Raw genomic sequence first — 25,959 nt, forward strand, 5'->3', positions numbered from 1 at the left:
CGGATAAAATCTGGGCTTAGGATGAAAGCCGCAATTATCCGCTATTTTTCTCGCGGCGGTTGCATGGATGGCGCGATGGTCGCGATCCGACGCACGCCCTCTTGTCATCAACAATGATCTTCGAACGCTCCCTCCAGCGCGAACTCGCGTACACGGCTGGTGCCGTGTTCATGGTTCTGCTCACGCTAGTGCTGACGACGATGATGATCCGCATCGTCGGCTTCGCGGCGTCCGGCGAGATCGATCCGCGCGACGTTCTGGTCCTGATCGGCCTCACCGTGATCGGCTACCTCGCGATCATGCTCGTCGCCACGCTGTTCGTGTCGATCCTGTTCGTGCTCACGCGCTGGTACCGCGACTCCGAGATGGTCGTGTGGCTCGCGTCGGGCGTGAGCCTCACGCGCTTCATCAAGCCGATCGGCATCTTCGCGACACCGATCGTGATCCTCATCATGTTCTTCGTGTTCGTCGGCTGGCCGTGGTCGAACCAGCAGAACAAGCTGATCCGCGCGCGCTTCCAGCAGCGCGACGAAGTCTCGCTGCTCGCACCGGGCCAGTTCCGCGAATCCGCGACGAGCCATCGCGTGTTCTTCATCGAAAAAATGTCGCCGGACCAGGCGCGCGTCGAGAACGTGTTCGTCACCAGCACCGAAGGCGGCAAGGTCAATGTCGTCGTGTCGAAAACCGGCCACACGGAAACGCAGAAGAACGGCGACCGCTTCGTCGTGCTCGAGAACGGCCGACGCTACGACGGCGAGCCGGGTCATCCGGATTTCCGCATCATGGAATTCGAGCGCTATGGCGTGAAGATCCAGAGCCAACCGGTGGTCAGCACGCCGTCCACGACCGGCACGGCGACGCTCGATCTGCTACGCAACCCTACCCGCGACAATCTCGCCGAATTCGCGTGGCGCGCGGGTCTGCCGCTGATCGCGCTCAACCTGATGCTGCTCGCGATCCCGCTCGCGCACCAGAACCCGCGCCGCAGCCGCACGATCAACCTCGTGATGGCCGTGCTGATCTACCTCACTTACTCGAACCTGCTGAACGTCGTGCAGTCGTGGATCGAGCAGGGCAAGATGTCGTTCATCGTGGGGCTCGTCGGGCTGCATATCGTCGTGGCTGCGATCGTCGTGTTTATCTTCTGGCTGCGCGTGCGCAACCGGCCGCTGTTTTCGCGGGCGATGTTCCGTCGCTCGTCGCAGGGGGCGTGACCGATGCGCATCTATGAGCGGTACTTCGCACGCCAGATCTACCTCACGTTCGTCTTTATCCTGTTCGCGTTTTCGGGTCTGTTCTTCTTTTTCGACCTGATCAACGAACTCAATTCGGTCGGCCACGGCAACTACAAGTTCGGCTACGCGGTGCTGCGCGTCGCGCTGCAAACACCTTCCCGCTTCTACGAAATCATCCCCGTCGCCGCGCTGATCAGCGCGATCTACGTGTTCGCGCAGATGGCCGCGAACTCGGAATACACGATCTTCCGCGTGTCCGGTCTCGCGACCAACCAGGCGCTGCGCTCGCTGCTGAAAATCGGCATCCCGATCGTGATCCTCACATACCTGATCGGCGAAGTGGTCGGCCCGTACACGGATCAACTGTCCGAACGCGTGCGGCTCGAAGCGCTCGGGTCGTCGGTGTCGAGCAACTTCGAATCGGGCGTCTGGGTGAAAGACACGCTGACCGCGCGCGCGGACGGCGAGCAGGTCACCCGCTTCGTGAACGTCGGCAAGCTGCAGCCCGATGCGACGATCAGCGACGTGCGCATCTACGAATTCGATTCGAAATTCCGTCTGTCGAACGTGCGCATCGCGAAGAGCGGCAAGTATCAGCCGCCCGGTCACTGGCTGCTGACCGGCGTCACCGACACGCAACTGATCGACGTCGCGCCGTCCAAAACGCAACCCAGCGACGCGCTGAACCCGGTGTATCGCGCGACGCAAACCACACTACCCGAATACTCGCTGCGCTCCGAACTGACGCCGCAGATCCTGTCGGTGCTGCTGGTGTCGCCCGAACGGATGTCGATGTTCAACCTGTTCCGCTACATCCAGCATTTGACCGAGAACCATCAGGACTCGCAGCGCTACGAGATCGCACTGTGGCGCAAGCTGCTGTATCCGTTCGCCGTGTTCGTGATGCTGGTGCTGTCGCTGCCGTTCGCGTACCTGCATACGCGCGCGGGCGTCGTCGGCGTGAAGGTGTTCGGCGGGATCATGCTCGGCATGAGTTTCCAGCTGTTCAATACGCTGTTCTCGCACATCGGCACGCTGAACACGTGGCCCGCACCGATCACCGCGGCGACGCCGGGGCTGGTCTATCTGGTGCTTGGGCTCGTCGGGTTGAAGTGGGTCGACCGGCATTAGCGTGCACGTGACTATGGACACACACGGTCTCGTTCTCTTCGGTCATGGCGCACGCGACGCGCGCTGGGCGGAACCGTTCGAGCGCCTCGCCGCGAAGCTGCGCGACGCGCACGGAACGGCCGGACCGGTCGCGCTCGCATTTCTCGAACTGATGTCACCGGATCTGCCTGCGGCCGTTGCGCAGCAGGTCGCGGCTGGCTGCACCGCTATCACTGTCGTGCCGGTGTTCTTCGGTCAAGGTGGCCACGTGCGGCGCGATCTGCCGGCGCTCGTCGATGCATGCAGGGCTGCGCATCCGGGTGTGACGATCGATTGCGTTACTGCGGTGGGCGAAGACGATGGCGTGCTCGATGCGGTTGCCGATTACTGTCTGCGGCAGATTGCCGGGCCCGACGCTCCCTGAAAGCAAAGCGGCCGCACAAAGAAAAACGCACCGGCATGCCGGTGCGTTTTTTTCTGGTGAATAGCGAATCCGTCGAGCGTCACGCGGCGTTCAGCATGTCGCCCTTTCCTTCTGCATCCGTCGTCGCCGAAACCCGTTCCGCGAACGCATCACCGATCATCAGCAGGCTCGGCTGCGCGGGATCGAGCCACGTCTGCGCGTCGCCATCCGCGAGCCCTTCGAGCGTCAGCGTCAACGTGCGCTCGCGCGGCGTGCTGCACGCTTCGACGATCGCGACCGGCGTCGTCGCCGGACGGCCCGCATCGATCAACTCACGCGCGATCTCCGGCGCGCTGTCGCGGCCCATGTAGAACACCAGCGAGTCGGCATTGACCTGCTCGCGGATCGCTTCGCTGTCGGGCGCGCGGCTGTGCGTGGCAAGCGCCACACTACGCGCGACGCCGCGCAGCGTCAGCGAGCGCTTCAACGAAGCCGCACTCGCCAGCGCCGCCGTGATACCCGGCACCACTTCGTAGTCGATACCTGCCGCTTCGAGCGCGCGCATTTCCTCGTCGGCACGGCCGAACAGCATCGGATCGCCGCCCTTCAACCGCACGACGACACCATGCTCGAGCGCCGCATCGACGATCTGCTTGTTGATGAAGTGCTGGGCTGTAGAACGCTGGCCGCAACGCTTGCCGACCGCGATCTTGCGCGCATGCGGCGCGTAGTCGAGCATCGCGGGCTCGACCAGCGCGTCGTGCAGCACCACATCGGCGGTGCCCAGCAAGCGTGCGCCGCGCACCGTGATGAGGTCCGCTGCGCCTGGTCCTGCACCGATCAGATACACCTTACCCATGATTTTCCAGTTCCATTCGTCCGTTCATTCGGGGCGCTCGATGACGCCCCGCCGCATTACGCGGAGAACGCACGAATCATGCCGGCCGCGACAGTGTGATGCGTCGCCTCGTCGATCAACACGAATGCACCGGTCGCCTGGTTCGCATCGTACGTATCGCACACGAGCGGCTTCTGCAGCGTCACCGACACGCGGCCGATATCGTTCATCGACAGATCGTTGCGGTCCACCGCGTGCGACAGCGTATGCACGTCGAGCACCTGACCGATCGCGCCGATCCGCGCGAACACCGTGTTCGTGGTCTGCTTCAGCAGATACTTGCGCTGCGTGGACAGCGGCGTTTCGTCGAACCAGCACAGGTCGGCTTCGAGCTTCTTCGCCGGCTGCGGCGCCGCTTCGCTGCCCGCATTTTGCAGCACGAACGTATCGCCGCGCGACACGTCGACGTCTTCCGCGAGGCGGATCGTCACCGTCTGCCCTGCGAACGCGCGCTCGACCTGCGCGGTGCCGCCCGGCACCGGCGCGATGATCTCAGCGACCGTCGCTTCACGGTTCGCCGGCAGCACGACGATCGTATCGCCGGTCTTCACTTCGCCCGCTTCGACACGGCCCATGTAGCCGCGGAAATCGTCGGCCTGGCTGCCGTCCTGACGCGCAACCCATTGCACCGGGAAGCGCAGCGTCGCACCGCCCGCACGTTCGACCGGCAGCAGTTCCAGCAGATCGAGCAACGGCTCGCCCGCATACCACGGCATGCGTTCGCTCGCGGTCACGATGTTGTCGCCCTTCAGCGCCGACACCGGCACGAAGCGCACATTCGCGAGACCGAGCTGGCGTGCGAGTTCGACGTACGCGTCGCGGATCTCGTTGAAGCGCGCTTCGCTGTAGTCGACCAGATCCATCTTGTTGATCGCGACGATCGCGTGCTGCAGACCGAGCAGCTTGACGATCGCGCTGTGCCGCTTGGTTTGCGGCAGCAGTTGCGCAACCCCGTTGTCGAACGTGACGCGCGTCGCGTCGACGAGAATGATCGCCGCATCGGCGGTCGATGCGCCTGTCACCATGTTGCGCGTGTACTGCTCGTGGCCCGGCGTGTCGGCGATGATGAACTTGCGCTTCGCGGTCGCGAAGTAGCGGTACGCGACGTCGATCGTGATGCCCTGCTCGCGTTCGGCTTCGAGGCCGTCGGTCAGCAGCGACAGATCGATTTCGTCGCCGACGGTGCGCTTGTTCTTCGCGCGCGACAGTGCCGACAGCTGGTCGGACAGCACAGCCTTGCTGTCGTACAGCAGGCGGCCGATCAACGTGCTCTTGCCGTCGTCGACGCTGCCTGCGGTAATGAAACGCAGCACGCCGAGGTCTTCTGGTTGATGAGTGCTCATGATGTTCCTGACTTCGTCACGTGTGCTTTAGAAATAACCTTGCTTCTTGCGCTGTTCCATCGCGGCTTCCGACAACTGGTCGTCCATCCGCGTCGCGCCGCGTTCCGTGATTTCGGTTACGGCGGTTTCGGCGATGATCTTGTCGAGATCGTCGGCATCGCTTTCCACCGGGCACGTGCAGCTGATGTCGCCCACCGTGCGGAAGCGCACCTGCGCGACTTCGCTGGTCTCGCCTTCGCGGATCGGCGTGAGCGGCGTCACCGGCACCAGCAGCCCGTTGCGGCGCACGATCTCGCGCTCGTGCGCGTAGTAGATCGACGGCAGTTCGAGCTTCTCGCGTGCGATGTATTGCCACACGTCGAGTTCGGTCCAGTTCGAGATCGGGAACACGCGCAGATGTTCGCCCTGATGCAGTCGCGCGTTATAGACGCTCCACAGTTCCGGACGTTGCGCCTTCGGATCCCACTGACCAAACTCGTCGCGGAACGAGAAAATGCGCTCTTTCGCGCGAGCCTTTTCTTCGTCGCGACGCGCGCCGCCGATCATCGCGGTGTAGCCGTATTCGGCGATCGTTTCCAGCAGCGTGATGGCCTGCACAGCGTTACGCGAATCGGTTTCGCGACGCAGACGCACCGTGCCGCGCTTGATCGAATCCTCGACGTGACCGACCACCAGTTCTGCGCCGATTTCCTTCGCGCGGCGATCGCGAAAGTCGATCACTTCGCCGTAGTTGTGACCCGTGTCGATATGGACGAGCGGGAACGGCAGCGACGTCGTGCGGTTCGCCCCGAGGCCGAACGCCTTCAACGCGAGATGCAGCACGACCACCGAGTCCTTGCCGCCCGAGAACAACAGCGCGGGCTTGCTGCATTCGGCGACCAGTTCGCGCAGGATGTGAATCGACTCGGCTTCGAGCCAGTCGAGATGGTCCATCCGGTTCGCCGGGCCGGCGGTCGGAACGATCGGGGCGGTCGGAGCAGTCATAGCGGAATCGAGCGTCGTGCTCATGTTCAGGTCCTTCTTCGGTTCGCGTCGCGGCGTTCTGCACGCGACGCGTCAATCATCGGATTATCGGCCAGCGCCTGCGCATCATGCGGAGGCGTGCGAGTTGTCGACCGCGATCGGAATCGTCGTGATGTGCAGCCCGCATTCCTTCGTGTCGCGCGACTCCCACCACCAGCGTCCGGCGCGGCTGTCCTCGCCGGGACGGATCGCGCGGGTACACGGTTCGCAACCGATACTCGGATAGCCGCGAGCATGCAACGGATTGACGGGCACGTCGAATGCTTTCAGATACGCCCACACGTCCGCCTCGGTCCAGTCCGCGAGCGGATTGAACTTCGCGATGCCGCGTGCGCCGTCCTGCTCTTCTTCGTGCAGTTCCGCGCGCGTCACCGACTGCTCGCGGCGCTGACCCGTCACCCATGCGCTGACGCCGGCAAGCGCGCGATTCAGCGGCTCGACCTTGCGGATCTCGCAGCAACGCTTGCGCAGATCGATGCTTTCGTAGAACGCGTTCAGACCGTGCTGCGCGACGTATTCGTCGATTGCGTCCTGCTGCGGATGAAGCTGCTCGATGTCGTAGCCGTAGCGTTCCTTCACGCGATCGAGCATGCCGAGCGTTTCCGCGTGCAGACGGCCGGTGTTCAGCGAGAAGATGCCGATCTTCACGTGACGCGACAGGATCGCGTGCGTGAGCAGCATGTCTTCGGCGGCGAGGCTGCTCGCGAACTTCACGCTCGCGTGGCGCGCGGCGATCGAGTCGAGCAACGCGTCGAGGCGTTCGACTTTCGCGACGAGTTCTGCCGTGAGTTCGCCCGAAGGCTTAACGATGGTATCGGTGCTCATGCGGCCGCCTTCGCCGCTGCTTCGCGACGACGGAACAGCGGCAACGGTTCGTCCACTGCGCCCTGATACTGGACCGTGAAATCGTCGAACGCTTTTACTGCGTCGTGGATGTCCTTGTCCGCGCGCACGGCGAATGCATCGAAGCCGCAGCGGTACATCAGGCGAACCTGGTCGCGCAGCACGTCGCCGATCGCGCGCAGTTCGCCCTTGTAGCCATAGCGTTGACGCAGCAGCCGGCCGATGCTGTAGCCGCGGCCGTCGCCGAACTTCGGGAAATCGATTGCGATCAATGCCACGCGATCGAAGTCGCCGGCGATGTCCGCCGGTTCGCTGTCGGGCGCGAGCCACACGCCGAGTTCGGCGGCGCTGCGCGTCGCGGCGAGCGCGTCGCGCGACGTTTGCCACAGCGCGAACGGCACCACGATCTTGCCTGCCGGTAAAGTGTCCAACCCGGCATCGACTGCGGGCAGCGTGCCGTCTTCGGCCGCGCGCACAACAGTCCAGTCATCGTCGACGACCGTGCGGTTTTTGATAATCGAAGCCATCTACCTGTTCCTTTATCCGGATTACGCGTGAGCCGGTTGACGCGACGCGTACACCCGATCCTTGAACGGCGCGATGCCGATGCGGTTATACGTATCGATGAAGCGTTCGCCGTCGATGCGATGTTCGACGAACGTGTCGATCACTTTCGACACCACGTCCGGCATTTCTTCCGCCGAGAACGACGGGCCGATCACGCGGCCGAGATGCGCGCCCGTCGCGCCCGTGCTCTGCTCGCCGCCGAGCGACACCTGGTACCACTCGGAGCCGTCCTTGTCGACGCCGAGCACGCCGATGTTGCCGACGTGATGGTGACCGCACGCGTTGATGCAGCCCGAGATGTTCAGCGACACGTCGCCGAGGTCGTACACGAAGTCGAGATCGTTGAAACGCTCCTGAATCGCGAGCGCGATCGGAATCGACTTCGCATTCGCGAGCGAGCAGAAATCGCCGCCCGGGCACGCGATGATGTCGGTCAACAGGCCGATGTTCGGCGTGGCGAAGCCTTGCGTCTTCGCCTTTTCCCACAGCTCGAACAGATCGCGCTTCTTCACGTTCGCGAGAATCAGGTTCTGCTCGTGCGACACGCGGATCTCGCCGAACGAATACTGGTCGGCCCAGTCGGCAACCGCTTCCATCTGCGTGTCGGTGGCGTCGCCGGGGGCGATGCCGGCCGGCTTCAGCGACAGCGTCACCGATGCGTAGCCTGCGACCTTGTGCGGCCGCACGTTGCGCTCGATCCAGCGCGCGAACGCGCGGTTCTCGAGCAGATGCTTTTCGAACGACGTATCGGTATCAGGCAGCTTGTCGTACTGCGGCGGCTGGAAGTACTGCGACACGCGGTCGACTTCCGTCTGCGTCAGCGTCGACGGGCCGTCCTTCAGGTGCTGCCACTCTTCCTCGACCTGCTGCGAGAACTTCTCCGGGCTCAGCGCCTTCACGAGAATCTTGATACGGGCCTTGTACATGTTGTCGCGGCGGCCGTAGCGGTTGTACACGCGCAGCACGGCCTCGCAATACGTCAGCAGATGTTGCCAGGGCAGGTCTTCGCGGATGATCGCGCCGACGATCGGCGTGCGGCCCAGACCGCCACCGGCCAGAATACTCGCGACGACTTCGCCGTCCGCGTTCTTCTTCAGATAGACGCCCAGATCGTGGATCTGCACGGCGGCACGGTCCTCTTTCGAACCGGACACGGCGATCTTGAACTTGCGCGGCAGCCACGCGAATTCCGGGTGGAACGTCGACCATTGACGCAGGATTTCGGCCCACGGACGCGGGTCGATGACCTCGTCGGGCGCGACGCCCGCGAATTGATCGGCGGTGATGTTGCGGATGCAGTTGCCTGACGTCTGGATGCCGTGCATCTGCACGGACGCGAGCTTCGCGAGCAGGTCGGGGGTTTCTTCGAGCTTGATCCAGTTGTACTGGATGTTCGAGCGCGTCGAGAAATGGCCGTAGCCGCGGTCGTGCTCGCGCGCGATGCGGCCGAGCATGCGGAGCTGGTCGCTGCGCAGATTGCCGTACGGAATCGCGATGCGGTGCATGTACGCGTGACGTTGCAGATACAGGCCGTTCTGCAGACGCAGCGGACGGAACTCGTCTTCGCTCAATTCGCCCGACAGACGACGGCGAACCTGGTCGCGGTACTGCGCGACGCGTTCGTCGACGATGGTCTGGTCGTACTGATCGTATTGATACATTCGGGGACCCCATTTCTCGTAACACACGGCGTTCCGGTTACGCCGCGTCTGGCTATCCGGTTCTGGCCTCGCGCGCGGGCGATCGTTCAGCCTGATCGCTCATTTGCTAATGACAAAAACAGATAACCATATTGGAAAAGTTGGGGAAATCGTAATAAACTCCCCTTATATTTCAAACGACTAAAAAATTCTTTTTATATGCGCAGAGGTTATATATGAACCTGCACCAGTTCCGCTTCGTCCGCGAGGCAGTCCGGCAGAACTTCAACCTCACCGAAGCGGCGAAGGCACTGTATACGAGCCAGCCCGGCGTCTCCAAGGCAATCATCGAGCTGGAGGACGAACTGGGCGTCGACATCTTCACCCGCCACGGCAAGCGCGTGCGTTCGCTGACCGAGCCGGGCCGGATCATCCTGGCGTCGGTCGAGCGGATCCTGCTGGAAGTGGAGAGCCTCAAGCGGGTCGGCAAGGACTACGCGGCGCAGGATCAGGGCAATCTGGTGATCGCCGCGACCCATACCCAGGCGCGCTACTCGCTGCCCGCCGCGATCGCCGAATTCAAGAAACGCTTCCCGAAGGTGCACCTTTCGATCCTGCAAGGCAGCCCGACCCAGGTCGCCGAGATGGTGATCCACGACCAGGCCGACCTCGCGATCGCCACCGAAGCGATCTCGAACTATAAGGAACTCGTGTCGCTGCCGTGTTTCCAGTGGCATCACGTGGCCGTGATGCAGCCGGACCATCCGCTGCTCGAGCGCAAGCTGCTGTCGCTCGACGACCTCACGCAGTACCCGCTCATTACCTACGACAACGCGTTCGCCGGCCGCACGAAGATCAACGACGCGTTCCGGCTGCGCGGACTGCATCCGGACATCGTGCTCGAGGCAATCGACGCCGACGTGATCAAGACCTACGTCGAGCTGGGGCTCGGTGTCGGCATCATGGCCGATATCGCGTTCAACGCGGAACGCGACCGGCATCTGCGTGCGCTGCCGGTCGGCCATCTGTTCGGCAGCAATGTGACGCGCGTCGCGCTGAAGCACGGCGCGTATCTGCGCAGCTATGTGTATACGCTCGTGGAGCTGCTGTCGCCGGGGCTGAACCGCAAGCTGATCGAGCAGGCGTTGAAGGGCGAGCACGAGACTTACGAGCTTTGATTCGCGCAATGCGATGCGGCGCCGTGCGGTACCGCGTCGTGGTACGTACGTCTTAGTGCTTCGTGCCGCAGCACGGCACGCACTGCGCGCGCTACGCTCTCCACCTGCATCGCACTCGCGCACTGACCGTTATTGATCCTGTTACTGATCCTGTTGTTGACCGCATCGACCGCCACGGAGACCCTGGATGATGGACCACAAGAACCATAAGAAAACCCTGCGCAGCCTGGCCGCCGCCGGCGCGCTGCTGATCGCCACTGCCGCGCACGCCGACCTGAAAGTCGGCATCGACCTGTCGAGCACCGGCCCCGCCGCCGCGATCGGCATCACGAGCAAGAATGCGATGCTGATGTGGCCGAAGACGATCGCCGGGCAGAACGCGCAGTACCTGATCCTCGACGACGGCTCGGACCCCGGCAACGCGGTGAAGAACATCCGCAAGCTGATCAACGAAGACCATGTCGATGTGATCGTCGGACCGAACATCACGCCGGCCGCGCTCGCCGCGCTCGACCCCATCGCCGAGAGCCAGACACCGATGATCACGCTGATCGGCTCGGCGAGCGTCGTCGAACCGCAGGAAGGCAAGCGCGTGTGGGCGTACAAGATGGCGCAGACCGACAGCGCGATGGCCGACGTGATGACGCGCTACATGGCGAATCACAACGTGAAGACGGTCGGCTTTATCGGCTTCGCGGACAGCTACGGCGACAGCTGGCTGAACGAGTTCACGAAGTTCGCGGCACTGCGACACATCCAGGTGGTCGCGACCGAGCGTTTCAATCGTACCGATGCGAGCGTGACTGGCCAGGTGCTGAAACTGATGGCCGCCAAGCCAGATGCGGTGCTGATCGCCGGCGCGGGCACGCCGACTGTGCTGCCGCAACGCACGCTGGTCGAGCGCGGCTTCAAGGGGCCGATCTACCAGACGCATGGCATCGCGACGCCGGAGTTCATCAAGCTGGGCGGCAAGGATGTAGAGGGCACGTTGTTTCCTACTCAGCCGGTTGTAGTTGCACGGACCCTGCCTGCCGATCATCCGGCAAAGAAGGCTGCGCTTGCGTTTGTCGATGCTTATGAAGCTCGCTACGGTCAAGGCACGGTGACGCAGTTTGCTGGTGATGCGGCGGGGGTTTATCCGCGGTTGCAGGATGCGGTGGCGCGTGCGTTGAAGACGGCGCAGCCTGGGACCGTGGCATTTCGCGTTGCGTTGCGTGATGAACTGGAGCATGCGCATGAGCTTGTCGTGCCTAACGGTGTCGTGAGCACGAGCGCTAAGGATCACGTTGGGCTTGATCAGCGGGCTAGTGTGATGGGGACTGTTAAAGGTGGGAAGTTTGTTTATTTGAGTCAGTAAAAGGGGTTGGTTTTGGTTGGCGCTGCGCGGGCGCTTGTTTTGAGTTTTGAGTTTTGTGTTTTTGCCTGTGCAGGCAGGTGCTTATTGGCGCCTCGCGGCGCAAGCGTTGCCCCTGTGCGGGGCGGCACCTACTTTTCTTTGCCGCGGCAAAGAAAAGTAGGCAAAAGAAAGCCGCTGAGACGAAACTTCTCCTTTCCGTGTGTGACCTCGGTGGCACTCGCCTAAGTGGGCGCCACGCTCACCCTGCATAGTGGTCCGAGACGAGATCAGCCCTCGCGCCGCAAAACGAAGTGACAAGGCAGTCATCCGTTCCGGCGAGCTTCGCCGCCGAAGGGCGTAACCCCCTTCGCTCAATGTGATTGCCTGGTGCCGCCATTTCTTCCCCGCGCGGTCACTCATCCACGCGCAACGCGATCGCGTTTTGCATGCGCCCCAATCTTCCCGATGGTTTCCCAAGCAGACCGGTCCGCGCGCACACAAGTGCGCTGCGGGATGTGCGAGCCCCTTGTCACTCCGCGTCGCTATCCAAGGGACGATCTCGTCTCGGACCACAAGTCAGTGTGAACGTGGCGCCCACTTAGGCGAGTGCCACTGGGGTCACACATGGAAAGGAGAAGCTTCGTATCGGCGGCTTTCTTTTGCCTACTTTTCTTTGCCGCGGCAAAGAAAAGTAGGTGCCGCCCCGCACAGGGGCAACGCCTGCGCCGCGAGGCGCGAGATCGCAGCCACCAGCGAAGAGCAAAAAACAGACGACAACGCCCGCGCCACGAGGCGCAAAAGCGCAACCGCCAGCCAGAGCAAACAATCGAAGACCAAAACAAGAACATCCAAACCAACAAAAACCACATCGGCACGCGCCAACCACCCAGGCGTCCGCCCCCTCCCGCACCTGCACTCCAAAATCCCTCCGTAACCCTCCCTAACCAGGCAGGTTGAAACAGCGCCGACGGAAACCTACCGTTAGCATGCCTTTCGTATGCTGAATGCTTCACAGAAAGGCTCACCTCAAACAGCCCGCCCAAGGGTTCCGCAGCGACATCCGGTAACGCCGTTCGAGCACGATCCGTTCAATCCCGAACGGATCCCGGAACCAATCTAAGACTCCCGTCTGGCCAGACAAGCGTTTATTCAAACAACTTTGTCCCATTCGTGGAGGAACAGTCATGGATTTGCCCGTCACCCGGGCCAAGGCGCCGCCGCACCTTGGCCGTACCGTTCTCATTGCGCCCAACCGGCGCGTCAATCTTGCGCAGGCTGGACATCCGCTGGTGACGATCGTCCCGCGCACGCGTCTCGGCGCGCATGCGCTCGACCTCGTCGTGCAGGCGTCGATCGCGACGATCCAGGTCATCGCGACCACCACCTACGTCAACTCGTTGACGGGGCTGGCACCGCCCCCTCTCGAATTTTCCGAGCCGCCGCCGGGAACGACGATCTCGGTACTGTCGCTGCAAACCGCCTGGAACAGCTTCGTCGACGACCTCGCCGCGCTGCAGGGCAAGGCGGCCCTATGGGTCGCCACCTCGAGCAGTACCGGCGGAGCCAGTATCTTCTCGACGATCACGACAGTTGCGGGAATGATCGGCGGTCTCAACTCAGCGGTTCAAACCGAGTTCATCGTGCTGCAAAACCTGCCGCCGAACACCAAGACATGGAAGGACGCATTCTCGACGGTGACGAATCTGATCTCGGCGGAACTGAAGCCGGTGCAGGGCCTTCAGACGAGCATCACGCAGCTCAGCGGCGACCTCAATGCGGCTGCGGTCACGCTGACGACCGCCGCCAACACCGGCGTGCTGGAGCAGCTTCAGGCGGCCTATGCCAATGAACTCGCCGCATTGAATAACGACATCGCGCAGTGCAATGAGCAGATCTCCAAAGACAACAAGGAGATCATCGCGCTCGGCGCATCCGAGGGGGTGTCCGGCTTTATCGGCATATCGGGGATCCTGAACATCTGGAATCCGCTGGGATGGCTGGCGATCGGAGCAGGTGTCGCGGGTGCCTATTTCGCCGCCGAGGAAATCAAGACCCTGGCGGGGCAGATCGGCATGCTGACCGGCGAGATCAAAAGTTACTCCACTCAGTTGACGGCCGACACCGCAGCGTCGAACCTGGTCACCGCGTTCTCCGCCAGTGCGCAGGCTGCGGCCAGCATGAATTCGGCGAGCCAGCAGGAGCTGATCGCGCTGATCCAGCTGTGCTCGGCGATGGCCACCGACATCACCGCGTCGCTCGCCGACCTGAACGACGACGAGATTGCCGCGTCGCTGAACGAATGGAACGCGGTGGTCTCGGCATCCGCGTTCATGTCCGGCATCACCGCGTACATCTGGCCGAGCTGGTACAGCCTGGCCAATCCGACCAACCTCACGGCGGCCGGCAGCAACGCATGGGTGGTGAGCAATTCCGGTACGGTGTTCGGCTGGACATCGGGTGGCACGGCGTGGTCGACGCTGCCCGATTACACGCTGTCGGTGGTCTCCGCCGGCTCGGTGGTCGCGGGCGTCGACGGTGCGCCCAACGCAGCCGCGTCGCTCGACCCCAACTCGTACGGGCAAAGCTGCTACGCCAAACTGTTCAACGCCGGCCAGAACGCGTGGACAACAGTGTCGACCTTCCCCGTCGCGCAGGTCGCGACGGACGGCACCTCGCTGTGGGCGATCAACCAGCTCACCGCCGACCGCCAGGTCTACGCGTACAGCGGCTCCGGCACGAACTGGACGCAGCTCCCCGCGTTGCCGATCAATCCCACGACGAAGCAACCCGATGCGCCGATGGACATCGCCGCGGTCAACGGCACGGTGTACGCGATCGCGAACAACACGCTCTCGCTGTGGAGCTACAACGGCAGCCAGTGGAACCAGATCACCGATGCGACGTACGGCAGCATCACCGCCAACGGCAACATGATCGGCCTGATCGATACGTCGTCCAATGCGTGGGTGCTCGATGCCGGCAACAACAACACGCCCAACGCGACGATGATGGCCGTGAATTCGCTGGCTCAGGTAGCGAACGGCGACCAGTACGCGACCGACAACGACCTCAACCTCTGGTACGTCCCGTTTTCGCCGACCGGCGGCAGCCCGACCTGCACCCAGGTGATGAGCAACGTGACGGGCGTGACGGTCAGCGACGGCGGCACCGTGTACGCAACCGACAACAACGGCGTGCTGTGGACTCTGACCGATTCCGGCAACAACGTCTGGCAGCAGTTGCCCGCGTTCCCCGGACTTTCCACGTAACCGTCCGCGTTCTCGCTATTGCGCACGACCCGGTTTCGCATCGATGCGGACCCCGGTCGTGCCTCAACCCATCTCACTACATTCTCGCAAGGGGTCGAACATGACCAGCCCGATTGCATCCTTACCCGTCACCACCATCGTGAACGATCTGATGACGATCGAAAGTTATCTGTACTGCGCCGACGGGATCAAGCTGCCGCCGGTCATCACCGGGAATTCCCAGTACGGCGTTCTTGTCACGGACTTCGGCAAGTGGCAGTACGCGCTCTGGACGGGTTTCTGGGAAGCACTGCTGTCCGTCAATGTCGTGTCGGCAAGCAACCAGGTCCAGCAGTTGTTCCAGCTCAAGGCTGCGCAGGAGCCGACGGTGCGCAACGTCTTCTATGGATCGAGCGAGGGTACGACGCCGATTGCGGTCGGCATCTGCGCCCAGCTTGGTCAGACCATTCGAAGCGGCCAGCCGCTGCTCACGCAACTGCAGTCGATCGCCAAAAGCATCCAGGGCGCCGATCTTCAGCAGGTCGAACAGATCGCCAAACAGGTGGCCACGCTGCAGGCGCAACTCGACGAGCAGGAAGGAAAACTGACCAAGGGCGCGCTCGGTCTCGGCAAGGATCTGATCGCCACGGTCATCGACCTCGGCATCGCGGCCGGCACCGAAGGCGACATGATGAAGCCGCTGAAAAAAGGCGTGAAGAAGATCTTCGAGGACAGCATCGGCGAAATCAAACTGAACCGGGAGATCAACAGCACGCTCACGCAGCTGGAAACAGACTGGCTCGCGCTCGACGAGGCGACCATCAACCTCGCGCAGATCACCATCATCTGCAACCAGCTGAACGCAGTGCTCAACGATGCGTCGCCGGTCAAGACCGCGCTGGAGGATCTGGCCGCGGAGTGGAACACCGTCGCGAGCACGACCACGGTCGGTCTGGAGAAATGGGAGACCGGCTATAGCGCGGCACTGGAGGAATGGGCGAATCAGATCACGCTGGTTTCGTTCAAGTATGCGACGCAGAAGGTTATTCCGACGACGACGTAACGCGAGGTGCGGGTGTCGCGGTAGATGACGGGGGGTGAACCCTGCTATCGGTGCGCGCTCATGTAGAGAAGTACGTTCCGTTGAAAGACCGTGCGCGGTGCGATGAGGCACCGCGCACGGTCGTAGCGTGTCGCGGTTATCGCGACCACGCACATCAAAAATCCGGCACTTCTGCGAGGACGTAACTCAGACGACGACTTTCTACGCGGCCGCAGCCTCCTCCCGCATCCGCCGCGCTTCATCGCGCAGGAACTGCTGATAATCGTCCAGATCGCCGTCGAAGGGTTCGACGCCGCCCTTGGTAACCAGCCAGAACTCGTCGCATACGGCGCGCAGCAGGGACCGGTCGTGACTGACCAGCATCACGGTGCCTTCGAATTCGTTGAGTGCCATGCCTAGCGCTTCGCGTGTGGCGAGGTCGAGGTGATTGGTCGGCTCGTCGAGCAGCAGCAGATTCGGACGCTGCCACACGATCATGCACAACACGAGCCGCGCCTTTTCGCCGCCGCTCATCGTGCCGACCGCCTGATGAACCGTGTCGCCGCTGAAGTTGAACGTGCCGAGGAACGTGCGAAGCGATTGTTCGGTGCCACTCTGCCCCGGGGCACGCATGTGCGCCGGCGTGTCCTTTGCGAGGCGGATCATGTGTTCCATCGGCGTATCGAGCGGACGCAGCACGTCGAGTTCCTGCTGGGCGAAGTAGCCGATGTTCAGGCCTTTGCCTTCGCTGATTTCGCCGGTAATCGGCGCGAGCGCATGCGCCACTGTCTTCACCAGCGTCGACTTGCCCTGCCCGTTCGCACCGAGGATGCCGATGCGCTGCCCGGCCAGCACGGACCGGTTGATGCCTCGCACGATGACCGTGGGCGGCGTGTCTGGCGGTGCGTCGTCGGGTGCCGGGTAACCGAAGCTCGCGTCCAGCATCGACAGCAGTGGGTTCGGGACGTTGAGCGGCTCTTTGAACTCGAAGGTGAACTCCGCGTCGGCGAGCACCGGGGCGATCTTCTCCATGCGTTCGAGCGCCTTGACCCGGCTCTGCGCCTGCTTCGCCTTCGAGGCTTTGGCCTTGAAACGGTCGATGAATTTCTGCAGGTGAGCGATCTTGTCCGCCTGCTTCGCCATCGCGGCCTGCTGCAACAGGAGTTGCTCGGCGCGCATCTCTTCGAACTTGCTGTAGTTGCCGCCATAACGCACGAGTTTGGCGTTATCGACGTGCACCGTCACCTGCGTCACCGCGTCGAGGAACTCGCGATCGTGGCTGATCACGACCATCGTTCCCTGATAGCGCTTGAGCCACGCTTCCAGCCAGACCAGTGCGTCGAGGTCCAGGTGATTGGTCGGTTCGTCGAGCAGCAGCAGGTCGGACGGACACATGAGTGCGCGCGCCAGTTGCAGCCGCATGCGCCAACCGCCGGAGAAACTGTTGACCGGCTGGTCAAGCTGCGCAGCACTGAAGCCGAGGCCCAGGATCAGCGCTTGAGCACGTGCGGGTGCGTCGTGTGCGCCGGCGTCGTGCAGGGCCATGTAGGCGTGTGCCATGCGCATGCCGTCGTCGCTGGCCTCGGCGGCGGCGACTTCGACCTGAGCGGCGAGCAGCACCGTGTCGCCTTCGACGACGAAGTCGGTCGCGCCCTGCTCGGTTTCCGGCATGTCCTGCGCGACCTGGCCCATCCGCCATGCAGCGGGAATCGAGAATTCGCCGCTGTCTTCGTGCAACGCGCCGTTGAGAAGGCCGAAGAACGACGACTTGCCGGCGCCATTGCGGCCGACGAGGCCGATCTTTTCGCCGGGGGCGAAGGTGACGGACGCCTGGTCGAGTACGACATTGACGCCGCGGCGCAGCGTGACATTACGGACGGAAATCATAAGGAGCTACTTCGAAGAGGATCGGCATGATAGCCCACTGGACGTTTCGGCCGCGAGGCAGGCGGACATATGGTGAATGAGGGCACCGGCCAGACCGGGAAGTTCGATGCCAACGACCTGTACCGGTAGTCGCGTCAGCGTCGAGCTTCTGCAGCCGACCCAATTGAGTCGCCGGGACAGTTCCAGGAAGTGGCTATTATCGCCGCCCGGCGTGATTTGCTTCCCGGGCTACCGAATACTACTCAAAGCCTGCCGTTGATCACGAGATCAACAAGTACGTAGCCAGGACGCAGAGCATAGAAAAAAACCCGGCGAAAATGCGGAGAGACGGGCGCCCCCGAAGCAGTTATGCCTCACGGCGGCGAAGCCCGCCGAAACGAATGACCGCCTTGTCACGAAGGCAAACGGCGCGAGGGCCGATCTCGTCTCGGACCACTACGCAGGGTGAACGTGGCGCCCACTTAGGCGAGTGCCACGAAAACGAGCCCAAGGAAAAGAGAAGCTTCGTCTCAGCGGCTTTCTTTTGCCTACTTTTCTTTGCCGCTGCAAAGAAAAGTAGGTGCCGCCCCGCACAGGGGCAACGCCTGCGCCGCGAGGCGCAAATAAGCACCACCGCGCGGAAAAGCCAGAAAGAAAAGCACTAGGCAGTACCGCGAAGCACCAGGCCGCAGCCACCTGCAAAAACCAAAAAACCAGACGACAAAAATCCCCCTCCCAAACCCCGTGTACCATCCTGACATCCGGCTTGCAGCCCGCACCGGCCCCGGTTAACTTAAAACCTGAAGCGACGATACGAGGCCAGAGGGCCTGCCCAACCGCATGCAAGCCACCAAAAAACGCACCCTCCTCCTGATCGCAGCGTTAACAGCGCTAGTGCTAATCATCGCAATCACCCACGCAATCCGCACAAGAACCTCAACCCACCCAACCCAAACCACAACACAAGCAACATCCATCATCGAATTCACCCCAGACGACCTAACGATAGTCACCCGCCGCACGCTATCGGAAACACTACCGCTCACAGGTTCGTTAAAAGCCGTATCCCAGGCCGAGGTGAAATCAAAAGTAACCGGCACAGCCATAAGAGTAGAAGTCCGCGAAGGCGACCCAGTAAAAACAAACCAGGAACTAGCAAGAATCGACGCCCGCGACTACGCGGCCCGCGCCGGCCAGGCCCGCGGCCAGGTAGCCGCAATGGCCGGACAACTAGACATCGCAAAACAGACACTAGACAACAACAAAGTCCTGGTCCAAAAAGGCTTCATCTCGAAGAACGCCTTCGACACAGCGCAAAGCCAGTACGAAATCGCCCGCGCAAACCTCGACGCGGCACGCGCCGCACTCGCGTCATCGAATCTATCGGTAGACGACACGTCGATCCGCTCCCCGATCGACGGCCAGATCGCCGCGCGCTCCGTCGAGCCCGGCGAAAAAGTCGCGGTCGATACAAAGCTCTTCGACGTCGTCGATCTGCGCACACTCGAACTCGAAGCGCCGGTGCCGGTCGGCGAGATCGGCCGCGTGCATATTGGCCAGCCGGTGCATATCGTGTTCGACGGCGTGACCGACCCGGTCGACGGCGCGATCACGCGGATCAACCCGGCCGCGCAGGCCGGCTCGCGCTCGATCATGGTCTACGTGCGCCTCGCGAACCCGACGCTGACGCTGCGCGTAGGCATGTTCGGTACCGGCACGATCGCGGTCGGCGGCCGCGACAACGTGCTCGCCGTGCCGTCCACCGCCGTGCGCACCGACGGCCAGCGTCACAGCGTCTACGCAATCGCGAACGGCAAACTCGTCGAACAGACGGTACAAACCGGCGCAACCGGCCAAAGCAAAAACAACAACAACGACACCGACACCTGGACCGAAATCACCAGCGGCCCGCTCACCGAAAACCAGCAGATCGTGAAAAACAACCTGGGCTCGCTGCGCATCGGCAGCACAGTCCGCATGGTGCAGTCCGCGCCATCCGCGCAGCCGGCCGACGCCGCGCGCTGACCGGAGTCCGCAGCCATGTGGTTCACGCGCATCAGCATCCGCAACCCGGTGCTCGCCACGATGATGATGGCGGCGTTTCTCGTCATCGGGCTGTTCTCGTATCAACGGCTCAAGGTCGACCAGTTTCCGGACATCACATTTCCGGTCGTCGTCGTGCAGACGGCCTATCCCGGTGCGTCGCCGGAATCGGTCGAGTCCGACGTCACGCGCAAGATCGAGGAAGCGGTCAACACGATCAGCGGCATCGAGCAGATCACGTCGCGCTCGTACGATGCGCAGTCGGTGGTGATCGTCGAGTTCGATCTGTCGGTCGATGCCGCGCAGGCGGCGCAGGACGTGCGCGACAAGATCGCGCTGATCCGCCCGGACCTGCGCGACGGCGTGAAGGATCCGCGCGTGCTGCGCTACGACCCGTCCGATCTGCCGATCGTCACGGTCGCGATTTCGAGCGTGCCCGCAGCAGGCGGCACGCCATTGTCGACGCGCGATCTGACCACCGTCGCCGATCAGGTCGTGCGCAAGCGGCTCGAAACGGTACGCGGCGTCGGCTCGGTGTCGCTGGTCGGCGGCGTGAAGCGGCAGGTGCGCATCGACGTGCGGCCCGAACGTCTGCAGGCGCTGCAGGTCGGCGTCGATCAGGTGATCCGCGCGGTGCAGAACGAGAATCAGGAGATTCCGGCCGGGCCACTCACGTCGCATGCGATCGAGCAGAGCGTGCAGGTGAAGGGCCGCTTCGCGACGCCCGACGAGTTCAAGCGCATCATCGTCGCGCGACGCGGTGCGCAGTCGGCGATTCCGACCGCGACGTCCGCGACGCAGCCGGTCACGCTCGACCAGGTCGCCGACGTCGTCGACGGTCAGGAGGAGCCCGACAGCATGGCGCTGCTCGACGGCCGCCGCGCGCTGTTCCTGTCGATCATCAAGGCGCAGGGCGAGAACACCGTCGAGGTCGCGCAGGGCATCCGCGACGAGGTCGCGCGGCTCGCCCCGCTGCTGCCGCCGGGCGTGAAGCTCGACATCACCGACGATTCATCGCTCGACATCGCGAACAGCGTCAACGAAGTGAAGCGCACGCTGTTCGAGGGCGCGCTGCTGACCGTGCTGATCGTGTTCCTGTTTCTCGGCTCATGGCGCAGCACGGTGATCACCGGCCTCACACTGCCGATCGCGTTGATCGGCACGTTCGCGTTCATGTACATGGCCGGCTTCACGATCAACGTGATCACGCTGATGGCGCTGTCGCTGTGCGTCGGCCTGCTGATCGACGATGCGATCGTCGTGCGCGAGAACATCGTGCGACATGTGCAGCTCGGCGCCGATCACCGCACCGCCGCGCTCGACGGCACGAAGGAAATCGCGCTCGCCGTGCTCGCGACCACGTTCTCGATCGTCGCTGTGTTCCTGCCGGTCGGTTTCATGGGCGGGATCATCGGGCGGTTTTTTCATCAGTTCGGCGTGACGGTTGCAGCGGCCGTGCTGATCTCGATGTTCGTGTCGTTCACGCTCGATCCGATGCTGTCGTCGATCTGGCCGGACCCCGATCTGCACGACGCGGAAACTGGTCGCAAGGGTTATCGCTACGGCCGCGCGATCGCACGGTTTCTCGGCTTCTTCGATACGCAGGTGGACCGGCTCGCGGAGTTCTATCGCCGGTTGCTCGGCTGGGCGCTGCGGCATCGCAAGACGACGCTCGTCGTCGCGGCCGCGACGTTTTTCGGCAGCCTGTTCCTCGTGCCGTTCGTCGGTACCGAGTTCGTGCCGAACGCGGACTTCTCCGAAACGCAGGTCGGCATCTCGACGCCCGTGGGAACATCGCTAGACGCAACGTCCACGCGCGTCGCGCAGGTGCAGAAAATTCTGTCGACCTACCCCGAGGTCCGCTACACGTACGCGACCGTCAACTCCGGCGACACGCAGGGCAAGAACACCGCGATGATCACCGTGCGGCTGAAGGACCGCCGCGACCGCACGCGCGGCGTGCAGCAGTTGAACGAGTTGTTTCGCACGCGGCTCGTGTCGGTTGCGGGCATCCAGGTCACGCAGATCGGCATGCCCGACGGCGCGGGCGGCTCGAAGGCGATCCAGCTGAGCCTGCAGGGCGACAACCTCGACGAACTGCGTCGTCTGTCCGATGCAGCGCAAGCGCGGCTCGCGAAGATCCCCGGCCTCGTCGATCTCGATGCAAGCCTGAAAGCGGACAAGCCGATCGTCGCGATCAACATGAAGCGCGAACTCGCGTCGGACCTCGGCGTCGGCGTCGCGGACGTCGGCACCGCGCTGCGCCCGCTGCTGTCCGGCGACGCGATCAGCACATGGCGCGCACCCGATGACCAGGACTACGACGTGAGCGTACGGCTGCCGCCGTCGCAGCGCCAGGACGTCGACGACCTCGCGCGACTGATGATCGCGACCAACCGTACCGATGCGAACGGCGCGCCGGTGCTCGTGCCGCTGCGGCAGATCGCGGACATCGAGAAGACGACCGGCCCGAACGTGATCAACCGGCGCGATCTGCAGCGCGAGGTGGAGCTGTCGGCGAACGTCAACGGCCGAGCGCCAGGCGACGTCGCCGCCGACGTCGCGAAGACGCTCGACGCGATGCATCTGCCGGCTGGCTACCGTTACCGCTTTGAGGGCTCGACGAAGAGCATGAACGAGTCGTTCATCTACGCGGTGCAGGCGCTCGCGCTCGCGATCATCTTTATCTACATGATCCTCGCGTCGCAGTTCGCGAGCTTCGCGCAGCCGCTCGCGATCATGGCGTCGTTGCCGCTGACGCTGATCGGCGTGCTGCTCGCGCTGCTGCTGTTCGGCAGCACGCTGAACATGTTCTCGATCATCGGCTTCGTGATGCTGATGGGGCTCGTCACGAAGAACGCGATCCTGCTGGTCGATTTCGCGAACCAGGCGCGGCGCGGCACGTTGCTCGATGCGTCGGGCAAGGGTCGCATGATGCCGCGCGACGAAGCGCTGCTCGAAGCCGCGCGCGTGCGGCTACGCCCGATCCTGATGACGACACTTGCGATGATCTTCGGGATGCTGCCGCTTGCGTCGGGGATCGGTGAAGGTGGAGAGCAGCGCGGGCCGCTGGGGCAGACTGTTATCGGTGGGGTGATTACTTCTTCGTTGCTGACGCTGGTGGTCGTGCCGGTGGTGTATGCGGTGCTGGATGATTGGGCGGGGTGGGTGCGGAGGAAGTGGGGGCGGCGGGGATGAGCGGCCCGCTCCGCGAAGTTGGTAAAGTAGCGATCTATTCGCCTCCTTCGCGGTCCCCTCCCCATGCGCACCACCCGAGCCATCCACGCCGTCGAACGGCTAAAAACCCGCAGCGGCAATTCTCAGTTCGCGGCGATCTCGCTATCGGGCGGCCTGTTCTACCTGGTCGATCGCTCAAGCGGCAGCGATGTGAAGATGTGCGATCCGCTTCCGCTCGACGATTTCGCGAAGTTCGTCGATACGCTATCACCAGCGAAGCCGCGCAAGGCGAGCAAGTTCGACGTCGCGTTCGAGGCGCAGATCAAGAAGAGCGGGAAACAGGACTGACGACCGCTCTTCTGCGCATCACCGTCAATGCAGGTCCACCGCCAGCGTCTTGCCCGTCCCTTCCTGCGTCCACGTACCGACGAGGTGCCCGTCGGGTCGCGGCATCAGATCGAACACCGCCTTCGGTCCATTGTCGGGTGACTCGGTAAAGCGCAGCCCACCTTGCGGCAACGCTTTCGGCTCCAGCGCGATGAGCTTGCCGACGCGATCGTAAAAGTAATAGTTGACGCTCCCGCTTTCCGTATCGATCACGAAGGTCACCGGATAACGGCCACCGAGCGTGCCGCGATAGACGCCAATGCCGATGCCGCGCCCGCGCGCATCGATTGCGCAGTCCGTGCGACGCTGCACCAGCAGGCAGCGGCCGTAGTCGGACAGCAGCGGCGCCAGCTCCGCATAGGCGAAGCCATTGCTGAATTCGCCGAGATCGTCGAAGGCCTGCACCGCATGGGCCGCACATTGTTCGCGAACCACCATCAGCCGGTCAGGCGTCAGTTTCAATTCGTCTTCCGCAAGCTTGCCGTCGGCGATAAGCGGCCGGCAGTCGCCGTAGATCATGCGCTGGGTAGTCGGCGCATCTTCGTCGTCACCGGTCGACGGGGCCGCGTCCGCCGCATGCGGCTTCTCCGGCGGCAGCTTCGCGACGAAGTCGTCGAGCCGCTTCAGGCGTGCGCGTTGCACGTTGCGCGTGAGGGTCGCCAGCCCCTGCGGACTGAATAGCACGCCCACCGTCAGAATCTGCCCGGAGTGCGCATCGAAGTTGTACGTATGCTCGCCCGCCGACGGGTAAGCGCCCATGTACTCGCCGAATATCGCCACGGACCACCAGCCCGGAACATTGGCAGCGACCTTGTAATCGAGCGACGTCACACCGTCGCGAATGCCCGACGGCGGCCATATGGGCTTCGCCGGGTTCTTCGGGTCGGTGGCAGGCGGTGCTTCCACTTCCGAGACGAACAGCCAGTCGTTGATCCGCTGCATTGCATCGGCGTCGCCGCTATTCGCCGTGCCCGTCACGTACGGCAAGCGATACGGACCCGGGTTCATGCCGTGACCGGATGCCTTCATGCTGACCGTATCGACATGAAGCTGGGCCTGTGCCGCACGCGGCATGCCCGTCAGACACAAGGTCGCGCAAAGAACAGCAGACAGGGGGAGCAGTTTTAGCTTCATCGTAAATAGAAAAGGATTGCGTTACTGATTCGTCCGGTTCGTCAGGCGTGCGCGGAATCATCGCTCCCGCCCGTTCGCGCCGGTCTAACGTAATAGATATCCCACTCTTCCTCGTCGACCTTCTGGAACCCATGGCGTTGATAAAAGCGGTTCGCATCGCTGTCACGAAGCGCCCCCACCTTGACTGCAACCGAACGCGAATCGGCGTCGGCAAAGACGCTGTCGAGCACCGCTGAACCGATCCCTGTTCCCTGATGTTCCGGAAGGACGTACAGGTTTTCGAGCACCACGCAATCGTCCGCGGGCTTTACCACGACGAAGCCAACCGATACCTCATCGACCACAATGAATCGACAGAACGCAGGATCGAACGACGACAGAAAACGATCTCGCGCCCGCTGGGGATCAAAGCGGCCAACGCGCTCCAGACTTTCCCGCATCGCGTCGATACGCATGTTGACCAGCGTTTCGGCATCGCCGTGCGTGGTGTTCGCGAATGTCAATTTCAACTGCGGCTCCTTGTTCATCCCTCGTCAAATGCGCTGACGATCTACACCAACCGCTCCGACAACACCCGAAACTCCACCCCCGGCACGACAAAGCAGAACGGCACACCGACCGCCCCGATCCGTTCGAGAAATTCACCGCCCGTCGTGTCGCCGACTGCTTCAAGAGGCTGCACGGTATCGATGTCGATCGGCAGATCGATCGTGCCGTACGCGAGACGACCGCAATCGTCGACGTGCGTGATCGCACCGTGTTGCAGGCACAGGAACGACAACGCGCCGTCCCACGAATCGAAAAACGGCGTGAGCGAAGCCGGCAACGCACGGCTTGTCGACGCGACCGCGTCGCACTGAAAATCCGGCGCGCTACCGCTTCCGCCGAGGATAGTCGTGCTGTACCGACCATCGCCGGCAACATGCTGCATCCGATCCGCCACATGCGCCGGTAGTGCATCGCTGAACAGACGACAACCGATCGCATACAGCGGATTGTCGAAGACGTTCCTGACGAACAGCACGGTCGACCCGGACTCCGCATCGCCGGGAAACGTATCGACGTAAAAGCGCCAGTTGCTTTGCAACGGCGACGGCAACAGGCGCCGCAGCGGTCCCGCAAGCGTCGGCCCAAAATGACGATGCGCGTAAGTCAGGATCGTGAACAGCGTCTTGCCGTCGCGTTCCATCAGCGTCACATCCGGCGGCACCAGATGCGCGACCGCCGCGAGGTCGACGACCCACGTGCAGTACACGATGTCCTCGACGTCGCTTGCGAGCGTCATGAACGGCAGCCGCGACGCGATCGCGCGACGCACGCGCAGCAACGCGGTACACGTGACCAGCCGGTCGACGAGCGCACCGATCAGGCCTCCCCCGGGATAAACGAAATCGTTGCGGTCCAACACGGGTTGCTCCGTTGCAGGGTCGAGGCTGCGGTACAAACGATGCACCTTCGACGTTATAGATCCGACGACCTGGGTCCC

General features: G+C 63.0%; 21 protein-coding genes. 10 read left to right on the plus strand and 11 right to left on the minus strand.

Going from position 1 to position 25,959, the window contains the following annotated elements; genetic code table 11:
* Positions 1-113 precede the first annotated feature (113 nt).
* Genes lptF through E1748_RS29290 form a run of 3 tightly spaced genes read left to right on the plus strand, consistent with a single transcriptional unit; the run spans position 114 to position 2,769 of the window.
* Positions 114-1,214, plus strand: a complete 1,101-nt coding sequence (gene lptF, locus E1748_RS29280) for an LPS export ABC transporter permease LptF (protein ID WP_133651006.1) — start codon at positions 114-116, stop codon at positions 1,212-1,214.
* Between the two features lie 3 nt (positions 1,215-1,217).
* Entirely contained in the window at positions 1,218-2,366 is a 1,149-nt protein-coding gene (lptG, locus tag E1748_RS29285) for an LPS export ABC transporter permease LptG (protein ID WP_133650801.1), read from the plus strand.
* 13 nt (positions 2,367-2,379) lie between these two features.
* Entirely contained in the window at positions 2,380-2,769 is a 390-nt protein-coding gene (locus E1748_RS29290; protein WP_133650802.1) for a sirohydrochlorin chelatase, read from the plus strand.
* Between the two features lie 79 nt (positions 2,770-2,848).
* On the opposite strand, the gene cobA is transcribed toward E1748_RS29290, so the two are convergent.
* The 6 genes from cobA to E1748_RS29320 form a co-directional block, all read right to left on the minus strand.
* On the minus strand, positions 2,849-3,607 hold the full coding sequence (gene cobA, locus E1748_RS29295; protein WP_133650803.1) for a uroporphyrinogen-III C-methyltransferase: 759 nt from the start codon (positions 3,605-3,607) through the stop codon (positions 2,849-2,851).
* Positions 3,608-3,663: 56 nt separating this feature from the next.
* A complete protein-coding gene (locus tag E1748_RS29300) occupies positions 3,664-4,992 on the minus strand; it encodes a sulfate adenylyltransferase subunit 1 (protein WP_205965324.1) in 1,329 nt (442 codons plus the stop codon).
* A 24-nt stretch (positions 4,993-5,016) separates the two neighbouring features.
* Entirely contained in the window at positions 5,017-5,997 is a 981-nt protein-coding gene (gene cysD, locus E1748_RS29305; RefSeq protein ID WP_133650805.1) for a sulfate adenylyltransferase subunit CysD, read from the minus strand.
* 81 nt (positions 5,998-6,078) lie between these two features.
* Positions 6,079-6,837, minus strand: a complete 759-nt coding sequence (locus E1748_RS29310; protein ID WP_133650806.1) for a phosphoadenylyl-sulfate reductase — start codon at positions 6,835-6,837, stop codon at positions 6,079-6,081.
* Positions 6,834-7,382, minus strand: a complete 549-nt coding sequence (locus E1748_RS29315) for a DUF934 domain-containing protein (protein WP_133650807.1) — start codon at positions 7,380-7,382, stop codon at positions 6,834-6,836. Before E1748_RS29315 ends, E1748_RS29310 begins: the two co-directional genes overlap by 4 nt.
* Before the next feature lie 21 nt (positions 7,383-7,403).
* Positions 7,404-9,083: a nitrite/sulfite reductase gene (locus E1748_RS29320; RefSeq protein ID WP_133650808.1), complete on the minus strand. Its 1,680-nt coding sequence runs from the start codon at positions 9,081-9,083 to the stop codon at positions 7,404-7,406.
* Between the two features lie 215 nt (positions 9,084-9,298).
* On the opposite strand from E1748_RS29320, the gene E1748_RS29325 reads away from it, so the two are divergent.
* Both E1748_RS29325 and E1748_RS29330 read left to right on the plus strand, forming a co-directional pair.
* On the plus strand, positions 9,299-10,240 hold the full coding sequence (locus E1748_RS29325; RefSeq protein ID WP_133650809.1) for a CysB family HTH-type transcriptional regulator: 942 nt from the start codon (positions 9,299-9,301) through the stop codon (positions 10,238-10,240).
* A 187-nt stretch (positions 10,241-10,427) separates the two neighbouring features.
* Positions 10,428-11,597, plus strand: a complete 1,170-nt coding sequence (locus E1748_RS29330) for an ABC transporter substrate-binding protein (protein ID WP_133650810.1) — start codon at positions 10,428-10,430, stop codon at positions 11,595-11,597.
* Positions 11,598-12,239: 642 nt separating this feature from the next.
* On the opposite strand, the gene E1748_RS29335 is transcribed toward E1748_RS29330, so the two are convergent.
* Complete coding sequence (locus E1748_RS29335; RefSeq protein ID WP_133650811.1) at positions 12,240-12,458, minus strand: hypothetical protein; 219 nt, start codon at positions 12,456-12,458, stop codon at positions 12,240-12,242.
* A 302-nt stretch (positions 12,459-12,760) separates the two neighbouring features.
* On the opposite strand from E1748_RS29335, the gene E1748_RS29340 reads away from it, so the two are divergent.
* On the plus strand, positions 12,761-14,845 hold the full coding sequence (locus E1748_RS29340; protein ID WP_133650812.1) for a hypothetical protein: 2,085 nt from the start codon (positions 12,761-12,763) through the stop codon (positions 14,843-14,845).
* A gap of 100 nt (positions 14,846-14,945) precedes the next feature.
* Positions 14,946-15,887 carry a hypothetical protein gene (locus tag E1748_RS29345; RefSeq protein WP_133650813.1) on the plus strand — a complete coding sequence of 314 codons (942 nt, stop codon included), beginning with the start codon at positions 14,946-14,948 and terminating at the stop codon, positions 15,885-15,887.
* Between the two features lie 201 nt (positions 15,888-16,088).
* On the opposite strand, the gene E1748_RS29350 is transcribed toward E1748_RS29345, so the two are convergent.
* Complete coding sequence (locus tag E1748_RS29350; protein ID WP_133650814.1) at positions 16,089-17,753, minus strand: ABC-F family ATP-binding cassette domain-containing protein; 1,665 nt, start codon at positions 17,751-17,753, stop codon at positions 16,089-16,091.
* An 819-nt stretch (positions 17,754-18,572) separates the two neighbouring features.
* Here E1748_RS29350 and E1748_RS29355 point away from each other — a divergent pair.
* The 3 genes from E1748_RS29355 to E1748_RS29365 all read left to right on the plus strand — a co-directional run bounded on the left by E1748_RS29355 (position 18,573) and on the right by E1748_RS29365 (position 23,300).
* On the plus strand, positions 18,573-19,757 hold the full coding sequence (locus E1748_RS29355) for an efflux RND transporter periplasmic adaptor subunit (RefSeq protein WP_133650815.1): 1,185 nt from the start codon (positions 18,573-18,575) through the stop codon (positions 19,755-19,757).
* 15 nt (positions 19,758-19,772) lie between these two features.
* Positions 19,773-22,973, plus strand: a complete 3,201-nt coding sequence (locus tag E1748_RS29360) for an efflux RND transporter permease subunit (RefSeq protein WP_133650816.1) — start codon at positions 19,773-19,775, stop codon at positions 22,971-22,973.
* A 63-nt stretch (positions 22,974-23,036) separates the two neighbouring features.
* The gene (locus E1748_RS29365; protein WP_133650817.1) at positions 23,037-23,300 is read left to right on the plus strand and encodes a hypothetical protein; all 264 of its coding nucleotides are present in this window, start codon (positions 23,037-23,039) and stop codon (positions 23,298-23,300) included.
* A gap of 24 nt (positions 23,301-23,324) precedes the next feature.
* Here the strand turns inward: E1748_RS29365 and E1748_RS29370 are convergent, their stop codons facing one another.
* From E1748_RS29370 to E1748_RS29380, 3 genes are all read right to left on the minus strand, one after another.
* Complete coding sequence (locus E1748_RS29370) at positions 23,325-24,368, minus strand: hypothetical protein (protein ID WP_133650818.1); 1,044 nt, start codon at positions 24,366-24,368, stop codon at positions 23,325-23,327.
* 146 nt (positions 24,369-24,514) lie between these two features.
* Complete coding sequence (locus tag E1748_RS29375; protein WP_240766850.1) at positions 24,515-24,982, minus strand: GNAT family N-acetyltransferase; 468 nt, start codon at positions 24,980-24,982, stop codon at positions 24,515-24,517.
* Between the two features lie 41 nt (positions 24,983-25,023).
* Complete coding sequence (locus tag E1748_RS29380) at positions 25,024-25,881, minus strand: DUF2071 domain-containing protein (protein WP_133650820.1); 858 nt, start codon at positions 25,879-25,881, stop codon at positions 25,024-25,026.
* Positions 25,882-25,959: the final 78 nt, after the last annotated feature.

The sequence above is a fragment of the Paraburkholderia flava genome (assembly GCF_004359985.1).
GTDB lineage: Bacteria > Pseudomonadota > Gammaproteobacteria > Burkholderiales > Burkholderiaceae > Paraburkholderia > Paraburkholderia flava.